Raw genomic sequence first — 19,933 nt, 5'->3', positions numbered from 1 at the left:
TTTATTACAACAGCGAATACCCGCTACTTGCCACTTTATGCCTTTAGACATAGAGTTTGCCACTGGTTTTAGTTACTGTGTCAAATGCTGGGTTTTCAAAATGCAGTGAACTGCATTGAAGAGATTGATTTTACATTTAACAGTTGCCCCAAAGAATGTGCATTAGACTTTTTGCTTATAACTTATGCAAGAAATAGAGACAGCCAGATTGTATCTGAGACAATTTACGCCAGAGGACTTAGATGAGTTGTACCGTATTTACAGTGATGCAGAAATAATGAAATACTTGAGAGGAGTTAAAACTAGAGAAGAAACAGAAATCGCCATTCATAATATGCTCAAACGTTGGGCAGAAAACAACTTCGGAATGTGGGCTTTAGTACATAAAATAGACCGTAAAATGATTGGTCGCTGCGGACTGGCTTTTCTGGACCAGACACCGGAAGTTGAGCTGGGTTATGCGCTAGACAAAGTTTATTGGAATCAAGGATTGGTTACAGAAGCATCTTTGGCTAGTCTTAACTATGGATTTCAAATATTAAACTTGGAGAGAATAGTTGCGATCGCACGCCCCGAAAATATCGCCTCGCAGCGGGTGATACAGAAAGTGGGCATGAAATATGAAAAAAATGCTCGTTATTACGAAACCGATGTACTCTATTACTCTATCTCGCGAGAAACCTACGAGTCAAAAGTAGTTTTGTAGGGTGTGCGTTGCACACCTTACTGTATTTAAATTACTCACATTGCAATTTGTCATTATTGCCTGCTGACAATTACGAAGTCCTTTGCAATTGCTTGTTAACTTTTTGAATTTTCTTAGCAAAATACTCTTGTCTGTGTCCCAATTTTTTAGCCACGTCCAACCCTTTTTGATAGGATTCCAAAGCTTTATCGTAAGCCTTCATCTCTTGATAAACTTGACCGATATTGTCGTAAGCATTCATCAATCCGTAGAGATTGTAAGCCCGCTCTTCTAACAGCAACTGCATTTGATAAATCCGCAAAGTCGGCTCCCATTGCTTTTGCGCTCGATAAAGTAAAGCTAATTTATCCAAAGCTTCGCTAGCTTGGGCATACTGTTGAATGGGGACGGCTAAATTGTAGGCTTCCTGATAGTATTGAGCGGCTAAATTTATTTGACCTATGGTTTGGTAATCACTGGCGATCGCAATTTTGAGCGGTGGTATAGCGCTGGGATTTTGCAGGTTTAAATACACCGATGCTAGTTTTTCCCTGGCTGCGATCGCCTTTAGGGGTTGTTTCGACTGCTGGTAAACGTAGGCCAACTGTCTCAGGGTATCTACCTCAGTTGGAGGGGTTACAGGCTGCGGAGGTGCGCCGTTTCCCGCAACAACAGCAGAATTTTGCACAGCAGAATTAGCAGCAAATAAATCGCGGTTTTCCTGAATTAAAGTAGCCAATTCCTCATACACGGGAGCAGCTTTATCGTAACTCAACCAATTGATGTGAATTAGCCCGATCGCCTTCAAAATCTGACCTTCAGCCAATATATCTTGGTTTTGGCGCGCCTTTTCGAGAATTTCTTGGTAAACTTCTACAGTCGGGCCTTTAGCGCGCACCTGCTGAAAAGCCGCAGCGAAGGCAGGGAGCAACTCAGTATTAAGTGGTACTTGGGATTTGACTTCTTTTTGAATTGCTTGCAACCGTTTAGTAATAAGCTGTAGTTCGAGGTTTTTACCGTTACTCCAAGCAACACTTCCCACCCGACTCAAAGCAGCAATTTCCGCCGCCGGCCCCAAATACCTCCGCAGCCGCAATTCTCGGAACCAAATTTCAAAAGCACCCGCGCCGTCTCCAGCTTGCAGTTTAGCGGCTGCTTCTAAGTTTAACTCCTCCAAAGCGGCTGTCAGTTCATCCCGCTGAGTGCTGCTCAAAGATTCGTTAGCGGGAGCTAGGGGATCGGGTGTGGTAATTTCTAGAGGATTAGGAGAAAATTGATCGAGGCCTGGTGGATTAGTTTGGGCGCTAGCAATAGAACCAGCACACAGCCACAAGAAAAGCAAGCACCCAATTGGCACAGAACTTCTCATTCTCAAAATTTGCTTGCCGCGATTCGGCATCTTTTCTGGAAACATCAAGTTTTGCATATCTACAAAACGGTATAAATTATGTCACAAAGATGGCACAAAAGCAAACTGTTCAACAAGAGCAACAAAATAAAACTTACCACACTGAGCAATTCTTTTGATTTAAAGGCGTTGGGCGATCCTCTTCGTTGGCGTAGCCCCCGTAGGGGCGGGCTTCGCCAACGTATTTTACACTTATTCAGTCTAGCCCTAATTCTGTTAACTGTTTGCACAGCTTGCGCCCCCCCTCCCGCAGTTGCAAAAGACCGCTCTTTTCCAGAAATGTCTCTAGAATTTTTGGGAGAGTACGAATTGCCAAAAATCAATTTTGAAGGAGTACCAGTCGGCGGTTTGTCAGCAATTACCTACGACCCCAAAGGTATTAGCGCAGTCACTTCCAAAGCTTATCGCTTTTACGCTCTTTCCGACGACCCCAGCGAAAACGGAGAAGCCAGATTTTACAGTCTCAGACTCGACCTCACATCAAGTGACCCCGGCAATATTCGACTGAAAAAAGTTACCGTGGAAGGCGTTACCTCCCTCAAAAAAGCAGACGGTGAAACCTTTTCTTGGGGTTCCATAAATCCCGAAGGCATCGCCCTTTCTCCCCGCAACTCAGTATTTGTCGCCAGCGAAGGCGTTACTCATGTGGGCATCCCTCCTTTTCTCGGAGAATTTGACCTCAAAACAGGGCAAATGCGGGGAAATTTGCCGATACCCAAGCGCTATATTCCCGATGCCAGCGATGAAAAACAGCAGCAAGGAGTGGTGGACAATTTAGGTTTTGAATCTTTAACCATCGACCCAGAAACCTTTAGTCCGGGCGGTCTCGATCCGTTTCGTTTGTTCGCAGCTACGGAAGCGCCGTTAATGCAAGATTTAGACCCGGAACAGGAAAAGAAAATCCGTCTTTTACATTATGTCATCGTCGATAAAACGCCGCAATTAGTATCGGAAAATCTTTACAAGTTAGACCAAGTTCCCATGACAGTTTTGAACGGTTTAACAGAATTAGTAACTGTAGGTGGCGGTCAGATTCTGAGTTTAGAACGTTCTTTTGGGCTGTCGGGATACGGCGCTAGGATTTATCAAGTAGCGGTTGGGGCGGCTACAGATACTTCGAGAATCCAGAGTTTTAAAGGACAAGTGGCAGTCGAACCTGTTAAGAAAAAGTTGCTGCTAGACTTAAGCCAACTCGGAATTCCGCTGTACAATTTAGAGGGGATGACCCTCGGCCCGCGCTTGCCAGATGGCAGCCAGAGTCTAGTTTTGGTCAGCGATGACAATTTTGATGAAGCGCAGAAAACTCAGTTTATCTTGTTGAGTTTGAAGGGCAAAGGTTAAGTTAGAAGGGCGGGCTAGAAGCCCACCCCACCCCACAAGAAGATTTATTCTTTGTGAAACAGTGAGATTGCCTGTTTATGAAAACAGTACAAGAAAATTCACTCTTTGTGGAACAGGCATCTTGCCTGTTCACCAACAAGTTAAATCACATTTATCCAACTATAAAATACCCTAATTATGCCAACTCGTAAGACTTTGCAATTACCAGAAATAGAACTTTCCTACCTAGAATGGCAGCCAGAAACAGCGAAAGAAAAAGTTCCGCGTTTGCTGCTGCTGCACGGTTTAGCAGATAGTGCGCCTGTCTGGACTAACTTCGGCAATTACTTGTCCAACCGCTATCATATTGTAGCGCCAGATATGCGCGGTCACGGAGAAAGTAGCAAACCGAAAACAGGCTATACTTTTAAAAGTGCGATCGCAGATTTAGAAGCTTTGATGGCACATCTCAACTGGCCCGACGCCCACATTTTAGGACATTCTTGGACGGGCAAACTAGCACCGATTTGGGCGAGGCAAAATCCCGATCGCTTTTGCAGTATGATTTTAGTAGACCCCATCTTCATCACCAAAATGCCCGCCGCCATTAAACTCACCTTGCCAATTGTTTACCGAAAATTAGACTGTCTCAAATGTGTGGGCCCGTTTGCGACTTTATCCCAAGCAGAAGCAGCAGCAAAACAATCGGGAGAATACGCAGATTGGAGTGACGTGCAGCAAATGGTATTCCAACAGCAAATCGAACAAAAATCCGACGGGAGTTGGGGCAGTAAATTTGCGATTGCAGCCAGAAATCAGATATTTGTAGAAGTAATGAAAGTTGCGGGTTTAACTGAAAATATTGAGATACCGACTTTGTTTGTACAGCCGGAAAAAGGCGTAAATCGCATGGCTTGGCAAATGCAGCCATACAAGAGATACTTGAAAAATCTTACTGTTGCAAAAGTACCGGGGAATCACTGGTCTTTTTTGACTGAACCGGAAACTTTTAATCAAACTGTGGCAGGTTTTTTAGAGGGCACTAGACAGTGAATTTAGAAATTATCGCACATCGGGGATTTTCGGCGATCGCCCCCGAGAATACTTTAGCAGCTTTTGAGCTGGCGATCGCCCGTGGAGCTCATTCGATCGAATTTGACATCCAGCTATCCGCCGACAACGTACCAGTGATTTTTCACGACGCAACATTAGATAGAATCACTGGAGTTTCTGGCAAAGTTAGGGAAACAACCCTGTTTGAATTGCAGACACTTAATGCCGGAAAATGGTTTAGCGATGAATTTTCCCAAGAAAAAATTCCTACCTTAAAAGAATCATTAGCTATCCTCAAAAATGTTGACAAATTTCTTTACTTTGATGTCAAACCTCACTGCGAGTGGTCGGATGCAGATGTCGCGGATTTTGTCAACACTTTGAAGGGCGAAGACATCCAACACAAATGCGTTATTACCTCTTTTAACGATGGATTTCTGGAACAAGTGCGGCGGCTATCTGGCGATTTGGCGATCGGACACATTGTTGCTAATCTAGAAGCATACAAAACTCAATTAGCTCAAGCTGTGGCGCATCGGGATAATTTGATTAGCAGCCAGTACCGCGTGTTGCTGGAAAACCCCGCACTAATTCAAGAAAGCCGGAGTCAGGGAGTTGACATTGTGGCCTGGACGGTGGACGATCGAGCGGATATGCAAAAGTTAATTGATTTGGGTATAATGCGGATAGTCACTAATTGTTTGATATAATTTCTTAACCGCAGATGAACGCAAATAAACGCAGATAATAGATGAATTACTTTCGCCAAAGCATCCACGAAATGTCTGGCTATGTGCCGGGGGAACAGCCACCGATAGGCACAAAAGTTATTAAACTAAATTCTAATGAAAATCCCTATCCGCCTTCTCCCAAAGCCTTAAAAGTGCTTCAGGAAATAGACGGAGAAATGCTGCGGCGCTATCCAGATCCAACTGGCAAACTTTTCCGCATTGCTGCTAGTAAAGTTTTGGGAGTTGCTGACGATTGGATTGTTGTAGGTAACGGCAGCGACGATTTATTAAACTTGATAGTTCGCGCTGTGGGCGAATCTGGGAAACAGATTGTTTGTCCTGCGCCCACCTATGTATTGTACCGCACTTTGGCAGCAATTCAAGATGCAGAATTTGTTGAAGTTCCTTATCCCGACGACTACAAGTTACCAGTCGATTTGCTAATAGCAGCCCAGGGTGCAGTGACATTTGTAGCTTCGCCAAACAGTCCATCGGGAACAGCAATATCGGTTGCAGATTTGGAGAAACTGGCTAAAGAGTTATCGGGCGTTCTTGTCATCGACGAAGCTTATGTAGATTTCGCCGAAGACAATGCTTTGAACTTGGCAAAAAAGTACAGTAATGTTATAGTTTTGAGGACGCTTTCAAAAGGTTATTCCCTAGCAGGATTGAGGCTGGGTTTTGCCATAGCCAATCCGGCGCTGCTGGCAGAATTAAATAAAATCAAAGACAGCTATAATGTGGATGCTTTAGCCTATGCAGTGGGGGCGGCTGCGATCGCCGATCGAGACCACAAAACAGCGAACGCCGAAAAGATTAAGGCTTCGCGAGCAAAACTAGCCGTTAGCTTCAAGGAATTAGGCTTTGACGTTTGGCCCTCGCAAGCCAACTTTTTGTTAGTTAGGCCACCAAACGGCGATGCAGAAAGAATTTATCAAACACTCAAAGTACGGGGAATATTGATTCGATACTTCAATCAGCCGCGATTAGAAGACAAATTGCGGATTAGTCTAGGTACGGAGGAACAAAATCAAATATTGGTTAAAACTTTGAAAGAAATCCTATAAATAACGATCGCACTAAAATTAGTTTCTAGTGAGGACTTTAGTCCTATGATTTTTAGGGAGACTTGCATTCCTCACTACAAAGATCTTGATTACTGATAATTATTAGGATTATCAATCGCCAACCCTGCCGACTGAGCAATATCCAGCAATCTGTTGTCCGCCGAAACAAAAATTAGTTGAGTTTCTGGCATGGATGTTAAAACAGATTGAACGCGCAAAGCAGAGGCCAATTGCACAGCATCATAAGCCCGCAGTGGATATTGAACAATCAATTGACCCGCCCTTTCAACCAGTGCCAGATCAACTTCGATAACTCTATACCGACTATTGAATTCGGAGCGAAACTTTGCAATAAGTGCAGCAACTTCCGCAGCAGTTATACCGCCTTCACGTTGTCTGCGTGCAAAAGCACTAAGAACTTCCACCCAGGTGATGCGGACTACAAGCAGCGAGTTACCAGTCTGGGAATCCGTGAGCGTTTTTATCCAAGGGCTGCCAATTTCAACCACATATCTTTTGATGAGGGCGCTGCTATCCAAAAAATAAATGTTTACCACGGGCCGCGATCCTCGATAATAATTTCTGACAGAGGCTTGCCCGGTTTTGCCCCTAACCTTTTAGCCAATTCATACACATCTTCATCAGTGACAGCCTCGACGTTATGGGGATCGTTAGGTAGTGGAGTCACCAACCCTCGGTCAACTAAAAACTGGATTGCCAATTCTGCCTGCTTTTTTGGATCATCTGGCCAGAGTTGAATCTGCACAGTTTCCCCATCTTTGAAAGACACAGAACTCAAGGGACGAAAAACCCCGTTTTCGTAGATAGCAGTAATAGTTTCTGGCATAATTAGCCTCTTAATTAAATGCTTTGACTTATTGTACTTCTTTTAATTACTTCGTTGCCACCACAGCCAAGTTCCAAGCTAATCGCTTCATCAAAGGCAACTTCTTCAAAAAGCCATCCCACCCTTCTAACCTAGAATATTCCGGTTTCAATCTCTCTTGTTCAATGATAATCTTTTTCCAATAACGCTCCTCATTGGGATGCACTTTTTCGATCAAATAAAAGCGTAAAAAGATCCAAAGCGATGTCAGCCAAAACGTATCGTAAGCCGTCTCAGAAAACAAAGACTTAACACAATTCACAATATTAATATCCAGAGGAGTTTCATCCTCCGTCCGCACCTCAGTAGCCATCCTACGGTAAACATTAATCACAGGATTGTGCTTCATCGGGTCCCAAAAACAAGCTTTACCCCCAGGCTTTAGGACGCGGTGCATTTCGCGAATTGCCTTTTCTGGTTCCGGTAAATGGTGCAACAAATTAGAAGCATAAACAATATCAAAACTATTGTCCGGGAAATCCATTGCCATTGCATTCACCGTGCAGCCGTCTATTGTGACGCCGTTTTTCTCAGCCAATTTCAGAGCAACTTCTACCATGCCCTGAGAATAGTCAGCAGCCACACACTTGGCACCTTTTTTAGCAAAATAAACGCTATTTTCTCCCGCGCCGCAGCCTAAATCTAACAGGCGTTTGCCTGTAATATCGCCCATTTGCTGGACGATAAATCTATTTTCTGGGGCGGTACAAGCTTCAAAGTAATCATTGACTCGAATGCCGTCAATATCGATTGTGGATGCCCAAGCATCGTGGAATTGTCGTTCTTTTTTTAAAGTTTCGTCTTGCATTTTTCAAGAGTTGGTTATTAGTAAAAACAGTAATTTTAAACCGCAGATAAACCGGGATTAAGGCAGATTAATTGAGATTTATCTGCTTCGATCTGGGTTCGTCTGCGGTTTGTTTCAAGAAAAATGGCTGACACTAAATTTATCAGCGCTGTGCTTTTGCAACAACTTGATTTCCGATCGCAGTTGGCTGTTCCGAGGCTTTTTCAGGATTAGACTGCAATGCCTGATACAGGCGATTTAAAGCGCTGATGTATGCTTCTGCGGACGCTACGATAATGTCAGTATTGGCTGAGTGACCGGAAAATACTTTGCCTTCGTGCCGCAAGCGAATTGTTACTTCGCCGATCGCATCTATGCCCGCTGTCACCGACTGTACAGAAAACTCGATCAACTCGTTGGGTACGTTTACCACCCGGTTAATTGCCCTGTAAATCGCATCCACAGGCCCAGTGCCGATCGCAGCATCGGTCAATTCTTCGCCCGCCGGATTTCGTACAGTGACGGTTGCTGTGGGCCGAGATTTGTCGCCGCAAGAAACCTGTACCAATTCTAACCGGAACAGTTCCGGTGCTTGGTGCGCTTCGTTATTGGCGATCGCCTCTAAATCCCAATCAGTAATCTCTTTTTTCTTATCTGCCAAATCCTTAAACTTGACAAAAGCCTTATTTAGCTCATCGTCTGCCATTTCAAAACCCAACTCTTTCAAGCGAGTGTGAAATGCGTGGCGGCCGGATAATTTACCCAAGACGATTTGGTTTTCAGTTAAGCCGATCGACTCAGCGTCCATAATCTCGTATGTCCGCTTATTTTTCAGCACCCCATCTTGGTGAATTCCCGACTCGTGAGCGAAAGCATTTGCCCCGACAATCGCCTTATTTGGCTGCACCAACATCCCCGTCAAATTGGAAACCAAGCGGGAAGTTTTGTAAATTTGGCGCGAGTCAATATTTGTCAGCGGTTCCTCAGAATCCGCAGCCCGGCCCAAGAACGGATTATAATATTTGCGCCGCACGTAAAGCGCCATTACCAACTCTTCCAGAGCCGCATTTCCCGCCCGTTCGCCAATCCCGTTAATCGTGCATTCTAACTGTCTGGCGCCATTTTTCACAGCTTCCAAAAAGTTAGCAACAGCCAATCCTAAGTCATTGTGACCGTGCACCGAAATAATTGCGCGATCGATATTCGGCACATTTTCCTTAATTCCCCGAATCAAAGCCCCAAACTCGCTCGGAGTCGTGTAACCGACTGTATCGGGAATATTAACAGTAGTCGCACCGGCTGCGATCGCCCGTTCTAGAACCTGATACAAAAACTCCGGTTCCGATCGACAAGCATCTTCCGGCGAAAACTCCACATCCTCCACAAAAGACTTAGCGTAAGCCACCATTTCCGGCACAATTTCCAGAACCTCAGCCCGCGTCTTTTTCAGCTTATACTCCAAGTGAATATCGGACGTAGCCAGAAACGTATGAATTCGCGAATTTACTGCGGGTTTGAGAGCCTCGGCTGCTGTTTTAATATCCTCCTTTCTCGCCCTCGCTAAACCGCAAATTGTCGGCCCATTTTCTGTGCCAACCGATCGGGCTATTTTTTGGACTGCCTCAAAATCTCCCGTGCTGGTGAAAGGGAAACCCGCTTCAATCACATCCACGCCCAATCTCGCTAACTGGCGAGCGATCGTCAGCTTTTCATCCACATTCAGAGATGCACCCGGAGATTGTTCTCCGTCGCGCAAAGTCGTATCGAAAATAATAATTCGGTCTTGACTTGGTTGAGTTTTCATAGCTCTAAAAAAGTGTTTTCCTGATTTTTACTTGTCCGTTTTTCTGGATTTTTAGCCTCCAGTCAGTCGATTTTAGATTTTAGATTTTAGATTTTAGATTTACTCCACAGATGAATCTGGGAACTTGAACCTTAGTCTAAAATTTTGGGCTACTGGCGGCTCCTATCGGAAAGCAAGTATGCGTTTTTGGGCGGGGGCACCAGTCCCGTGTTTCGCGCCAATAACGAATAATTAATAACCCATAACCCATAAGTGCTGACTAATAACTACTGACTAATGACTAATAACTACTAACTACTGACTAATGACTAATAACTACTGACTAATAATCCATCTTCTCGATATGTTCCCTAATTTCATTTAGGTCTATATACCTATCTGTAGCATTTCGTAACTCTCTAGCAATCATTCCTTCGGTTGATACCACAGTAATATGAGTATTTTTCGAGCGGAGAAGTTCGATCGCCCGCTCAAAATCTCCATCCCCGCTAAAGAGCACAACTTGGTCGTATTGATCCACGGTATTAAACATATCAACCACAATTTCTATGTCTAAATTAGCCTTTTGAGAATATCTGCCCGAAGCATCGTCGTAATATTCCTTAAGAATTTTAGTGCGAACCGTGTAACCTAGACTGATTAAAGCATCTCGAAATCCCCTTTGATCTTGGGGGTCTTTTAGGCCCGTATACCAGAAAGCATTGATCAAGATGACATTCGGCTGCGAAGTTTTGAAATATTCGAGCACCCTGCGAGGATCAAAAAACCAGCCGTTCTTTTGTTGAGCGTAGAACATATTGTTCCCGTCCACAAAAATAGAAAGGCGGTTCATTAAGTTTGTCATAGAAACTTAGACCTAATAATTGTAGAAAGAAGTTAATCTAAATATCACATTTTAGCAACATGGAGCTAACTGAGGCAATAGATTAGACTTCAGAAAACTCCATCTCCCCAGTATTTCATATTTTCGGCTCTACCGCCAGAGGGTTCTTTTAACCCTGCTTGCATTTGAGCGAGGGGCCCTCACAAACTATACGCCTCGTAACTCAATACCGGCTGCCGTGTCAAGGTTAATGGCGCCTTCAAACTACCGCGCCCACCGCCCTACCACCAAGCAGGCATACCGAAACGCATAGCAGTAGATTTTGCTCCCCTGATTTCATAGCGCAGACTACCTCCGCTCAAGCCTTTTTGCTTTCAAGGGCCCAGCGAGCTAACTCTGTCCGGTTGTGCAGACCTGTTTTACCCAGCATATTGCTGACGTGGCTTTCGATAGTCCGCTGGCTTACATTCATCACGTCTGCGATCTGGCGGTTTGCCATGCCCTGCGCTAGCAACTGTACCACCTTTAACTCAGTGGGAGTCAATTCGACATTGCGGCGCGCCTTAATTTTTGGGCCACTCTCCATACCGGGATTTGAGTGGCGAATCAAGCGGGATGCTGCTTTCAGAGAAGATTCCACTTGGGCTACCAGTTCTTCTGGTTCAAAAGGCTTGACTATATAAACGTCAGCCCCAGTGCTCAAGCCTTTTACTCGGTCTGAACTTTGACCTTTTGCGGACAAGAAAAGAACCGGAATCCAGCTAGTGCGAGGGTCTTCCCTGATGTGTTTGACTAAAGTGTAGCCGTCCATTTCCGGCATCATCACGTCGCAGATAATCAAGTCGGGAACTTCTTGTTCTAGTTTTTCCAGAGCGTCTCTGCCGTTTTCTGCTGTAATGACGTTGTAACCCCGAAACTCCAAGTAGTCCTTGACGAGCAAGATCAAGTTGGGGTCGTCGTCAACCAGCATCAGCCGTTTTTGCTCTCCTGAATTATTGTCCTTTGTCATGTTTATTCCCGCTAAAGTATCCCGCACACTTCCTTGTTTTCACTTCTGTTTTTTCCGTCAGTCCCCCGCCACCAGGCTGGGAGTGGAGGACGACGGTCGGCTGAAGGGATGGCGGTGAGGGAAAGCGGGGCGGGTATTACCGCTTTCCAACCTATAATTGACGGCTGTTTGTCAGTGTCTTACGACCTGGAATGCAGCCCAAACCTGTAATGGACGATCGCCCTACCAAGATCAGCCTTGATTGATTGGAGACTCCCTAACAGAGCCCAAGTTAAATAGTTAATCTCGATCGGTTCAATTTCAGGTTAATGCCCCGGTTTTAAATGATACTTCTGATATAGAGAAATTTAAGCAGACTCCCTACTTACGTATTTAACTTCTTTTAGTGTAGTTTGGCAACCTGCTTAGTGTCTGCCACTGAGAAATTTTTGCACAAAATTTCACAGTTCCTCGGATAGATTTTTTTTACTGTACCTTTTGAGAAACACCAGGAACACGGGAAGCCGCACAAGTAAGACAAGAACCTAACTACAGTTTTATTGAACTGTAGCAGGTGCGATCGCCCGGACGCCAAACTGTCTCAAATTCTCACCCTTAACCTTAAATTTAACACTTTACCTATAACCCTGTACTTTAAACAGCGCTATACTTAAATGTTTGGCTGGGCCTCAGAAGGCACAGGCAAAGGATGAGTCAAGAAAGCGTATTCTTGAACCACCTTTGAGTTTAGGAGATGTTCCTGAATAATTCTCTCAATGACGGGTGGAGTAACGTCGCGATACCACACTCCGTCTGGATAGACTACCATAATCGGGCCAGACGCGCACACTCGCAGGCAATTGGCTTTCGTGCGAAAAACGCAGGTTGGCCGAGTGGCACTTGGCTTGTCCAACCCCAATTCTTGCAAGCGTTTTTTTAAGTAATTCCAAGCCACCAGACTCGTTTGTCGATCGCAGCACTTGGGCACGGTTTGGTCGGCACAGATAAAAATATGCCGCTCGATTCGATCGATTCCCAGGCTTTGGACGCAAGCACTCAAGCCTTGGCTGCAAGATTCCTCGTTATTTTCTGTCATTGTCTTCATCAATCAAAAGTAATTGGTTAGCGCTCTAAAGTCATCACCACAGCCCCCACTCCCCCTTCTCCTTCCCTCCAACTCATGCTCGGTTCGGGAACCCGTACTGACAACTAAGTTGCGATCGCCCCTGACTAAAGCTAAATTAGCACTCAGGAGTCGAGAGTGCTAATATGTCAGTTGTAAGTAGTCCGCTGTTGCTTTCATCGTGACCCCTGACGACTGACTCACGACAATCTGTAATCTGGAGATTTATTTATGGCAGCAGTATCACTGAGTGTTTCTACCGTTAAACCGTTAGGCGAGCGCGTGTTCGTAAAAGTAAGCGCTAGCGAAGAAAAAACCGCCGGCGGCATCCTTCTGCCCGACACAGCAAAAGAAAAGCCCCAAGTAGGCGAAGTCGCGGCCGTGGGCCCCGGCAAGCGCAATGACGACGGCAGCCGCACTGAAATGGAAGTCAAAGTCGGCGACAAAGTTCTCTACTCGAAATACGCCGGCACCGACATCAAACTCGGCACAGACGAATACGTCTTGCTTGCAGAAAAAGACATTCTGGCGATCGTTAACTAATTAATCATTAGTCATCAGTCCTTAGTCATCAGTCATTAGTTTAAAGCGAACGCCGCCAAACAACTAATGACACGGGACAAATGACTAAAATCCATAATCCCCAATCCAAAATCTCAAACCCTCAAATCCCCAAAAACTATGGCTAAGCGTATCATCTACAACGAAAATGCACGTCGCGCCCTCGAACGCGGTATGGACATTTTGGCCGAAGCAGTGGCCGTAACCCTCGGCCCCAAAGGCCGTAACGTGGTTCTCGAAAAGAAATTCGGAGCTCCTCAGATCGTCAATGACGGCGTTACCATCGCCAAAGAAATCGAACTAGAAGACCACGTAGAAAATACAGGCGTTGCCCTGATCCGTCAAGCAGCTTCCAAAACCAACGACGCAGCAGGCGACGGTACCACAACTGCTACCGTTTTGGCTCACGCAATGGTCAAAGAAGGCCTGCGTAACGTAGCAGCCGGTGCAAATGCGATCGCCCTCAAGCGCGGTGTTGACAAAGCAACGACGTTTTTGGTAGAAAAAATTGCCGAACACGCCAAACAAGTAGAAGATTCCAAAGCCATCGCTCAAGTCGGCTCCATCTCTGCTGGTAACGACGATGAAGTCGGTCAAATGATTGCTAACGCAATGGACAAGGTGGGCAAAGAAGGCGTGATTTCCCTAGAAGAAGGGAAGTCTATGACCACCGAATTGGAAATCACCGAAGGGATGCGCTTCGACAAAGGCTACATTTCTCCCTATTTCGTCACCGATACTGAGCGGATGGAAGCGATTCTAGAAGAACCCTTCATCTTGCTGACAGACAAGAAAATCGCTCTGGTACAAGATTTAGTACCTGTGCTCGAACAAGTAGCTCGTTCCGGCCGCCCGCTGTTGATCATTGCAGAAGACATTGAGAAAGAAGCTTTAGCTACTCTCGTTGTCAACAAACTGCGCGGTGTGTTGAACGTGACTGCTGTGAAAGCACCCGGTTTTGGCGATCGGCGCAAAGCCATGTTAGAAGATATCGCCGTATTGACCGGCGGTCAACTAATCACCGAAGATGCCGGTTTGAAACTGGAAAACACCAAGCTCGACATGATCGGCAAAGCCCGCCGCATCACCATCACCAAAGACAGCACCACAATTGTTGCCGAAGGTAACGAAGCCGCGGTCAAGTCCCGCTGCGAACAAATTCGCCGTCAAATGGACGAAACCGAGTCTTCCTACGACAAAGAGAAGCTGCAAGAACGTTTGGCCAAATTGGCTGGCGGCGTCGCAGTCATCAAAGTCGGTGCGGCTACCGAAACAGAAATGAAGGATCGCAAACTGCGTCTTGAAGATGCGATCAACGCTACCAAAGCTGCAGTTGAAGAAGGAATTGTTCCTGGTGGCGGTACAACTTTGGCTCACCTGACTCCTCAATTGGAAGAGTGGGCTAACAGCAGCCTCAAGGGCGAAGAATTGACCGGTGCTTTGATTGTGGCACGGGCTCTGGCTGCTCCTCTGAAGCGGATTGCTGAAAATGCTGGTTTGAACGGCGCTGTGATTGCTGAGCGCGTCAAAGAAAAGCCGTTTAACGTTGGTTTCAACGCAGCGACAAATGAGTTTGTCGATATGTTTGAAGCTGGTATCGTTGACCCTGCGAAGGTGACTCGTTCTGCTCTGCAAAATGCCGCATCTATTGCTGGTATGGTGCTGACAACCGAGTGCATCGTCGTTGACAAGCCTGAACCGAAGGATGGCGCTGCTGCTGCTGGCGCTGGCGGCGGCATGGGCGGCGGCGACTTCGATTACTAATCGATAGTTTGATTACTAATAGCTAGTTTGATGGGGCGGGCTTTAGGGCCCGCCCTGTTTGTTATATTTGGGAAGTGCTTTGGCGTTGCACAATTATAGTAGGATTAAAAAATTGAGCTAGTTAGCAAGTAGCAGGTAGATGAATACTCTATTTTTAGATTTGGAGTTTGGGCCAATTTATGGTTATTTTAGAGGAAACTATTTTCCTACAGAAATTGGGGCCGTGATATATGATGTAGAGCGCCATCAGCTTTTATTTGAGAGTAAAAAATTATCCTATGATGTATTCCTTGTTATCAGGAAAAATATTATCAATGACATTGGTAAAACTGTTGGATTTTCGGAAAGAGTGGCAAACCTTAAAAGAGGAGAGTATCAGAAAGTATTCGATCCGAGCTATCGGTTAGAAAAGTCTGATCAAGTTATAGCAAGAAAGCTACGCTCCCAATGCCTAGATGAATTACGCGAATACATTCACAACCTGTTTAAGATACATCAAGTTGACCAGATTGTGTTTTTTGGTGGGAGGGAGGATATCAAGATTTTGAAAATGGCAAAAGTCAATATATCGAATATTCAAGTTATTGACATACAACTTGTTATTGAAAAGGAGATAGGCTATCTCTTCTCTCTTGACAAAATATCGTTGATTATCGGATTTTATGCTAAAAATAAATGCTTTGGATCAAAGAATTTTAACTATAAATTGCCATTAAAGTATAAAAATAAGATGAAACCTCATTCAGCATTTGGAGATGCTTGCAGAATTTTCATAGTGTGCAAGGAGTTTTGCGCTGTTAAATCAGAGTTGGTGCAGCAATGTAATATGTACTGCGAAATTAATAAAATCCCTAAAGCAAATGTCAATAGGTTAACAAGCTTAAATGTATTGCACTCCCAACCATCTAGCCAATTGAAAGTAACACTCCTGTTAGAAACCCTCTCTTCAGGAAAGGTTTCTGCTTCTATTTTTGAGTTTCCCCAATGTCGAGTTGAAGCAGCAAGTCGAGAAGAAGCAATTACCAAAATTCAAACCACATTTTTAGAACGACTTAAGCATATTGAAACTCTTTCCTGGGAAGTCCCGATTCAAACTTCAGAACCCGCCTGGATGCAATTTGCGGGTGTGTTTAAAGACGATCCAGATTTTCAGGAAATTATGGACGAGATTCGTGCCGAACGTACCTCTGACGATGACTCTGAAATCGATCCCTCATACTACCTGTAGAGGTGATTTATAGGATAGTAAGCTAACATGAATCTATCATTTAAAGATTTAAAGTTTATTATAGAAGCCATTGAACATCAAATCAATGCCTATCAAGAACGTTTGCAAGTAATTGAAGATGTAGATGAGGATGAGGCTGCCGATCAAGGCAACGATATTAAATTTTTAGAGCTTCTACTAGCAGACATGAAGAGAGGTTTAGAGCAGAATACAACTGAACGAGAAGATATCGCTTATGAACAAGCGCTATCTGAAGCCCTAGAAGAGACTTTTGCAGAGTGGGAAACTAGCGAGGCGATGACGGCGGAGGAGGCTTGTGAACGGATCAGAGCAATTTCATATCAAGCTCTTGAATAACTTTGAGAGAAGGCAGCAAAAACTGATCCGCCTAAGTGCATAATCTAAATGTGGCTTTTATTACCTTTGAATAACCACCCCCACCAATTATGAAACTTTACCATACTCCCATTTCCCCCAACTCCCGCCGCGTGTGGATCGCTCTCTTAGAAAAAAACCTCGACTTTGAATTAGTAGAAATCCACTTAACCGGGGATAACTTACAGCCTGAATTTGGGGCAATGAATCCTTTTCACCGCATCCCTGTTTTGGTCGATGATGACTTCACTGTCGTCGAGTCTCTAGCAATTCTTGACTATCTAGAAACGAAGTATCCCGAACCGGCAATGCTGCCAAAAGAACCGAAAGATTTGGCAGTTGTGAGGATGGTAGAATTGGTCACGGTTAACGAACTTATACCGCAACTTTACCCCCTAAGCAGTGAAAAAATGGGACGGGGAACTCCCCAACCGCAGGAAATCGAAAAGGCTAAGGAAAAAGTCGATACTGTGCTGAAATTCTTTGAAGGCTTGCTGGACGATCGCCCTTTTTTCGCTAGCAACAGTGTCACCTTTGCCGAGTGCGTTGCCGGCACCGTCGTGCCCTTGCTATCTTGGGTTGGTGTGTCCCTAGACAGCTATCCTAAAATTAAAGCTTGGTGCGATCGACTAATGTCGCGTCCCTCATGGCAGCAAACTCAATTCACCGAGGCAGATTTGGCGGCTTACGCATCTCGAAGACAAAAATTTCTGGCACAATCTGAAGCCTCATGAACAAATCAACTCTCAAGCGATCGCTTTTTTTCTAGCTGTTTTTACCTCCATCCAAATTCCCATCGCAGCAATGGGGCAGCCCGCCGCCCGATCGAACTACGAAGCAATTAGCGCTAAACAGTTCCTTGCCGATCGCAAAATTACCGTCTCCAACCCCAAAGATATCGCAGTAAAACTCTTTAGCAGTGACCGAGAATCTGAAGGCAGAAAAAGCGACCGAATTTCGGTTGAATATCCCACGCGATAAACAGCCGTAATTGTCCAAACCGTCGTCGGTTTAGCTGACGATTCTGTTGCCGGAATGTGGCACCGCATCGAACTCAGACTCAGGCAAAATAAGTGGGAAATTGTCTGGATTGGCCGACAATCGAAGTGTCAGCCTAATCGCGGACACCAAAATTGGGCAAGCGGGCGCTGTAGGTAGAAAGGTCGATCGGCTTTTTGCTTAAATTTCTTCACCCCGCCTTCGTTGCGAGGAAGGAAGCTAGGACTTTACGCAACTGATGATGAAAAACAGAGGCCCTGAAAGATTCGCTACCGCTGACTCGCGCCAGCAATAAGTTATTCATGGGTAAGTCATGGAAGCAATGTGGGTTCCGCGTTATTCCCTGGCTGCGCGACAATCTTAAAACTATTTTCGGTGTCGATCGCTCTTTTAGTCAAAAAGAGCGATCGAACTCAGAAGTTTACTTGCACATGATTAAATTTCCCGCCGAGATGAATCCGGCCACAGGGGCTGAAATCTCAACCCAATTGCGATTTTCTCCATTCTTATCTTTCACTAACTGGAAATTCGGTACAAGCGTTACTTGACCGTTAGCCGGTACACCGCCTTTAACAGCAGAAGTCTTTGAAGGCTCAGTGCGGATAGCTAGACCCCTCGGCGCTACGCGAGGTTCTACTTGGCGGCACAGACTTACAGGACCCGTTGCAGGTGCAGGCGCTGGTGCTGGTGCTGGTGCTGGTGCTGGTGCTGGCGCTGGTGCGGGCGCTGGCGCTGGTGCTGGTGCTGGTGCTGGTGCGGGCGCTGGTGCCGGTGCCGGTGCCGGTGCCGGTGCTGGTGCTGGTGCTGGTGCAGGCGCTGGTGCTGGTGCCGGTGTTGCTGCGGGTGCCGGTGCTGGCGCTGGTGCTGGTGCTGGCGCTGGTGCTGGTGCCGGTGCGGGACTTGGGGAAGGGGTTTGACTAATGGTGCACGAACCTAAATTACTTTCGTCGTTGGGATAGCCGCTAGCTACATACCCTGTGACGGGAGCGGTAATTTGAATCCAGAGGCGACCGTCGGAGGCTTTAACCGAAGTAGCGCCTTGGGAGAGCGTTACCTGAGTGTTAAGTCCTACCCCGCCCACTCTAGGGGATTTGGGGTCTGGGTTCTGGCGAACGGTCAAACCTTCTTTGGGAGTGACTTTACGGCAAAGGTTCCCAGCCTGGGCTATTTGAAACGTGGCGCTATCTTCAAAGGAAATATTTTCAGCATCTTGACTGACAGTGGATGTTGATGGGGCGGCAACACCGATGGCATTCGCCTGCACACTTCCGGCTACGATCGCGATCGCGCCCAGCAATGCAGCGGGTTTATTCCAGCAATTCAAGTTTTTCATCCGTTCAACTCCTCACTTAACCACAATCATTATCTTAATTGCAGGTCAATATAGCAAAAAAATTGATTTGTCTTCCACCAAAAAGCTCTATATAACTTTTTTAGTACCGCAAGTCAAGTTTTATTTATATTATTTAATGTTTGGTGAGTTGAACGAAGACAAATAAAGCTGCTACGCCTATAAATGACTCATTATGGCAGAGCGGGGAAGGGAGAAGGCGAGAGTGTCCGAGTCGGGGAATGGGAGAGCGGGAAAGTCAAAACTCAACAGTTAACAGTTTAAATGCGGCACAGTTTGCTAGGAATCCAAGTCATCTGTTGTCCGCCAATATCTTGTCAGGTGTTCGTTAAACTATTTAGCTGTCAGTTGTTGCAGTTGAGTAATATTGTGCTGCTTTCCAGGTGAATTCTTGGCAGATTCGAGACAGAGATGGTGCTTGAGATGCTGCCAGATTCTGAGTGACAGGCGATTGGCGCGATCGACCCCATCGTCGTAGTGGGGTGTCGGAAGCCGGATACAGTTCTTCGATCTCCACTGTCGATCGTACCTTACTTAAACAGGACTTACGCACTCAAGGCCGTTAAATCAAGGGTTTGAGATTGCTTCACTACTTTATCTTCCGACAGAAAATCGTAGTACGTGGGTAAGTCCTCTTAAAATTGTGGCAAACAGCACCAATCGCTCGCCTTGACCCGATGGCTGGCGTCAATTTGATAAAATCTTCCAAAACGGAAACTTATCGGCTTGAGACACAGTTGTGTTTTTGTCGCTAAAGCCGCCCCGCCATCAGCGACAGTTGCTGTAGCTGTTTGCAAACGGTTTTGTTCCTGTGGAGACAACCAGCACAAAACCTCCGAACAAAACCAGCCCGCTCAAATCAGAAACCAAATATTGGCGCCAATTCTGATTTAATTATATTGCTATAGCGATCGCAAATGATTTGTAAATCATAAATCATGTATAATGAGGGAGGTGGATCTAAGTAGAAGTTAAGATGT

Annotated in this window: 21 protein-coding genes; 11 read left to right on the top strand and 10 right to left on the bottom strand. The window is 45.6% G+C overall.

All coding sequences use genetic code 11. From position 1 onward, the window contains the following. The first annotated feature begins 184 nt into the window (after positions 1 to 184). Positions 185 to 706, top strand: a complete 522-nt coding sequence (locus QUA33_RS00105; RefSeq protein ID WP_333145483.1) for a GNAT family N-acetyltransferase — start codon at positions 185 to 187, stop codon at positions 704 to 706. A 70-nt stretch (positions 707 to 776) separates the two neighbouring features. On the opposite strand, the gene QUA33_RS00100 is transcribed toward QUA33_RS00105, so the two are convergent. Further along, entirely contained in the window at positions 777 to 2,099 is a 1,323-nt protein-coding gene (locus tag QUA33_RS00100; protein ID WP_333145481.1) for a tetratricopeptide repeat protein, read from the bottom strand. A 273-nt stretch (positions 2,100 to 2,372) separates the two neighbouring features. Between QUA33_RS00100 and QUA33_RS00095 the strand changes: the two genes are divergently transcribed. From QUA33_RS00095 to hisC, 4 genes are all read left to right on the top strand, one after another. Continuing rightward, on the top strand, positions 2,373 to 3,434 hold the full coding sequence (locus QUA33_RS00095) for an esterase-like activity of phytase family protein (RefSeq protein WP_333145479.1): 1,062 nt from the start codon (positions 2,373 to 2,375) through the stop codon (positions 3,432 to 3,434). Positions 3,435 to 3,611: 177 nt separating this feature from the next. Beyond that, positions 3,612 to 4,466: an alpha/beta hydrolase gene (locus QUA33_RS00090; RefSeq protein ID WP_333145476.1), complete on the top strand. Its 855-nt coding sequence runs from the start codon at positions 3,612 to 3,614 to the stop codon at positions 4,464 to 4,466. Next, positions 4,463 to 5,176, top strand: a complete 714-nt coding sequence (locus tag QUA33_RS00085; protein ID WP_333145474.1) for a glycerophosphodiester phosphodiesterase family protein — start codon at positions 4,463 to 4,465, stop codon at positions 5,174 to 5,176. Before QUA33_RS00090 ends, QUA33_RS00085 begins: the two co-directional genes overlap by 4 nt. 41 nt (positions 5,177 to 5,217) lie before the next feature. Continuing rightward, entirely contained in the window at positions 5,218 to 6,264 is a 1,047-nt protein-coding gene (gene hisC / locus QUA33_RS00080) for a histidinol-phosphate transaminase (protein ID WP_333145472.1), read from the top strand. Positions 6,265 to 6,353: 89 nt separating this feature from the next. Here hisC and QUA33_RS00075 read toward each other — a convergent pair whose 3' ends face one another. The 7 genes from QUA33_RS00075 to QUA33_RS00045 form a co-directional block, all read right to left on the bottom strand. Further along, the gene (locus QUA33_RS00075) at positions 6,354 to 6,821 is read right to left on the bottom strand and encodes a type II toxin-antitoxin system VapC family toxin (protein ID WP_333145470.1); all 468 of its coding nucleotides are present in this window, start codon (positions 6,819 to 6,821) and stop codon (positions 6,354 to 6,356) included. Next, on the bottom strand, positions 6,815 to 7,111 hold the full coding sequence (locus QUA33_RS00070; RefSeq protein ID WP_333145468.1) for an antitoxin family protein: 297 nt from the start codon (positions 7,109 to 7,111) through the stop codon (positions 6,815 to 6,817). Before QUA33_RS00070 ends, QUA33_RS00075 begins: the two co-directional genes overlap by 7 nt. Before the next feature lie 46 nt (positions 7,112 to 7,157). Further along, positions 7,158 to 7,958, bottom strand: coding sequence for a class I SAM-dependent methyltransferase (locus QUA33_RS00065; RefSeq protein ID WP_333145466.1), 801 nt, complete (start codon positions 7,956 to 7,958; stop codon positions 7,158 to 7,160). 142 nt (positions 7,959 to 8,100) lie between these two features. Beyond that, positions 8,101 to 9,741 (bottom strand): 2-isopropylmalate synthase, encoded by a 1,641-nt coding sequence (locus tag QUA33_RS00060; protein WP_333145465.1) that lies wholly within the window; start codon positions 9,739 to 9,741, stop codon positions 8,101 to 8,103. A gap of 322 nt (positions 9,742 to 10,063) precedes the next feature. Beyond that, positions 10,064 to 10,585: a LabA-like NYN domain-containing protein gene (locus tag QUA33_RS00055; protein ID WP_006633075.1), complete on the bottom strand. Its 522-nt coding sequence runs from the start codon at positions 10,583 to 10,585 to the stop codon at positions 10,064 to 10,066. 337 nt (positions 10,586 to 10,922) lie between these two features. Then, entirely contained in the window at positions 10,923 to 11,573 is a 651-nt protein-coding gene (locus QUA33_RS00050) for a response regulator transcription factor (RefSeq protein ID WP_333038438.1), read from the bottom strand. A gap of 649 nt (positions 11,574 to 12,222) precedes the next feature. After that, positions 12,223 to 12,648, bottom strand: coding sequence for a ferredoxin (locus QUA33_RS00045; protein ID WP_333145463.1), 426 nt, complete (start codon positions 12,646 to 12,648; stop codon positions 12,223 to 12,225). A gap of 258 nt (positions 12,649 to 12,906) precedes the next feature. On the opposite strand from QUA33_RS00045, the gene groES reads away from it, so the two are divergent. The 6 genes from groES (at position 12,907) to QUA33_RS00015 (ending at position 17,584) form a co-directional block, all read left to right on the top strand. Next, positions 12,907 to 13,218, top strand: a complete 312-nt coding sequence (gene groES / locus QUA33_RS00040) for a co-chaperone GroES (RefSeq protein ID WP_006633072.1) — start codon at positions 12,907 to 12,909, stop codon at positions 13,216 to 13,218. A gap of 138 nt (positions 13,219 to 13,356) precedes the next feature. Further along, positions 13,357 to 15,000: a chaperonin GroEL gene (groL, locus tag QUA33_RS00035; RefSeq protein ID WP_015174510.1), complete on the top strand. Its 1,644-nt coding sequence runs from the start codon at positions 13,357 to 13,359 to the stop codon at positions 14,998 to 15,000. Positions 15,001 to 15,139: 139 nt separating this feature from the next. Continuing rightward, a complete protein-coding gene (locus QUA33_RS00030) occupies positions 15,140 to 16,228 on the top strand; it encodes a hypothetical protein (protein ID WP_333145461.1) in 1,089 nt (362 codons plus the stop codon). Between the two features lie 27 nt (positions 16,229 to 16,255). After that, positions 16,256 to 16,585 carry a hypothetical protein gene (locus QUA33_RS00025; RefSeq protein WP_333145458.1) on the top strand — a complete coding sequence of 110 codons (330 nt, stop codon included), beginning with the start codon at positions 16,256 to 16,258 and terminating at the stop codon, positions 16,583 to 16,585. A gap of 89 nt (positions 16,586 to 16,674) precedes the next feature. Then, on the top strand, positions 16,675 to 17,337 hold the full coding sequence (locus QUA33_RS00020) for a glutathione S-transferase family protein (protein ID WP_333145455.1): 663 nt from the start codon (positions 16,675 to 16,677) through the stop codon (positions 17,335 to 17,337). 70 nt (positions 17,338 to 17,407) lie between these two features. Next, positions 17,408 to 17,584: a hypothetical protein gene (locus QUA33_RS00015; RefSeq protein ID WP_333145452.1), complete on the top strand. Its 177-nt coding sequence runs from the start codon at positions 17,408 to 17,410 to the stop codon at positions 17,582 to 17,584. Positions 17,585 to 18,023: 439 nt separating this feature from the next. On the opposite strand, the gene QUA33_RS00010 is transcribed toward QUA33_RS00015, so the two are convergent. Then, positions 18,024 to 18,935 (bottom strand): SH3 domain-containing protein, encoded by a 912-nt coding sequence (locus tag QUA33_RS00010; protein WP_333145449.1) that lies wholly within the window; start codon positions 18,933 to 18,935, stop codon positions 18,024 to 18,026. Positions 18,936 to 19,290: 355 nt separating this feature from the next. Beyond that, positions 19,291 to 19,470, bottom strand: a complete 180-nt coding sequence (locus tag QUA33_RS00005) for a hypothetical protein (RefSeq protein ID WP_333145447.1) — start codon at positions 19,468 to 19,470, stop codon at positions 19,291 to 19,293. Positions 19,471 to 19,933 lie beyond the last annotated feature (463 nt).

The organism is Microcoleus sp. Pol14D4, assembly GCF_036701245.1.
Lineage (GTDB): Bacteria > Cyanobacteriota > Cyanobacteriia > Cyanobacteriales > Microcoleaceae > Microcoleus.
The sequence above is the reverse complement of the archived record's forward strand: the minus strand, read 5'-3'. Positions and strand labels throughout refer to the sequence as shown.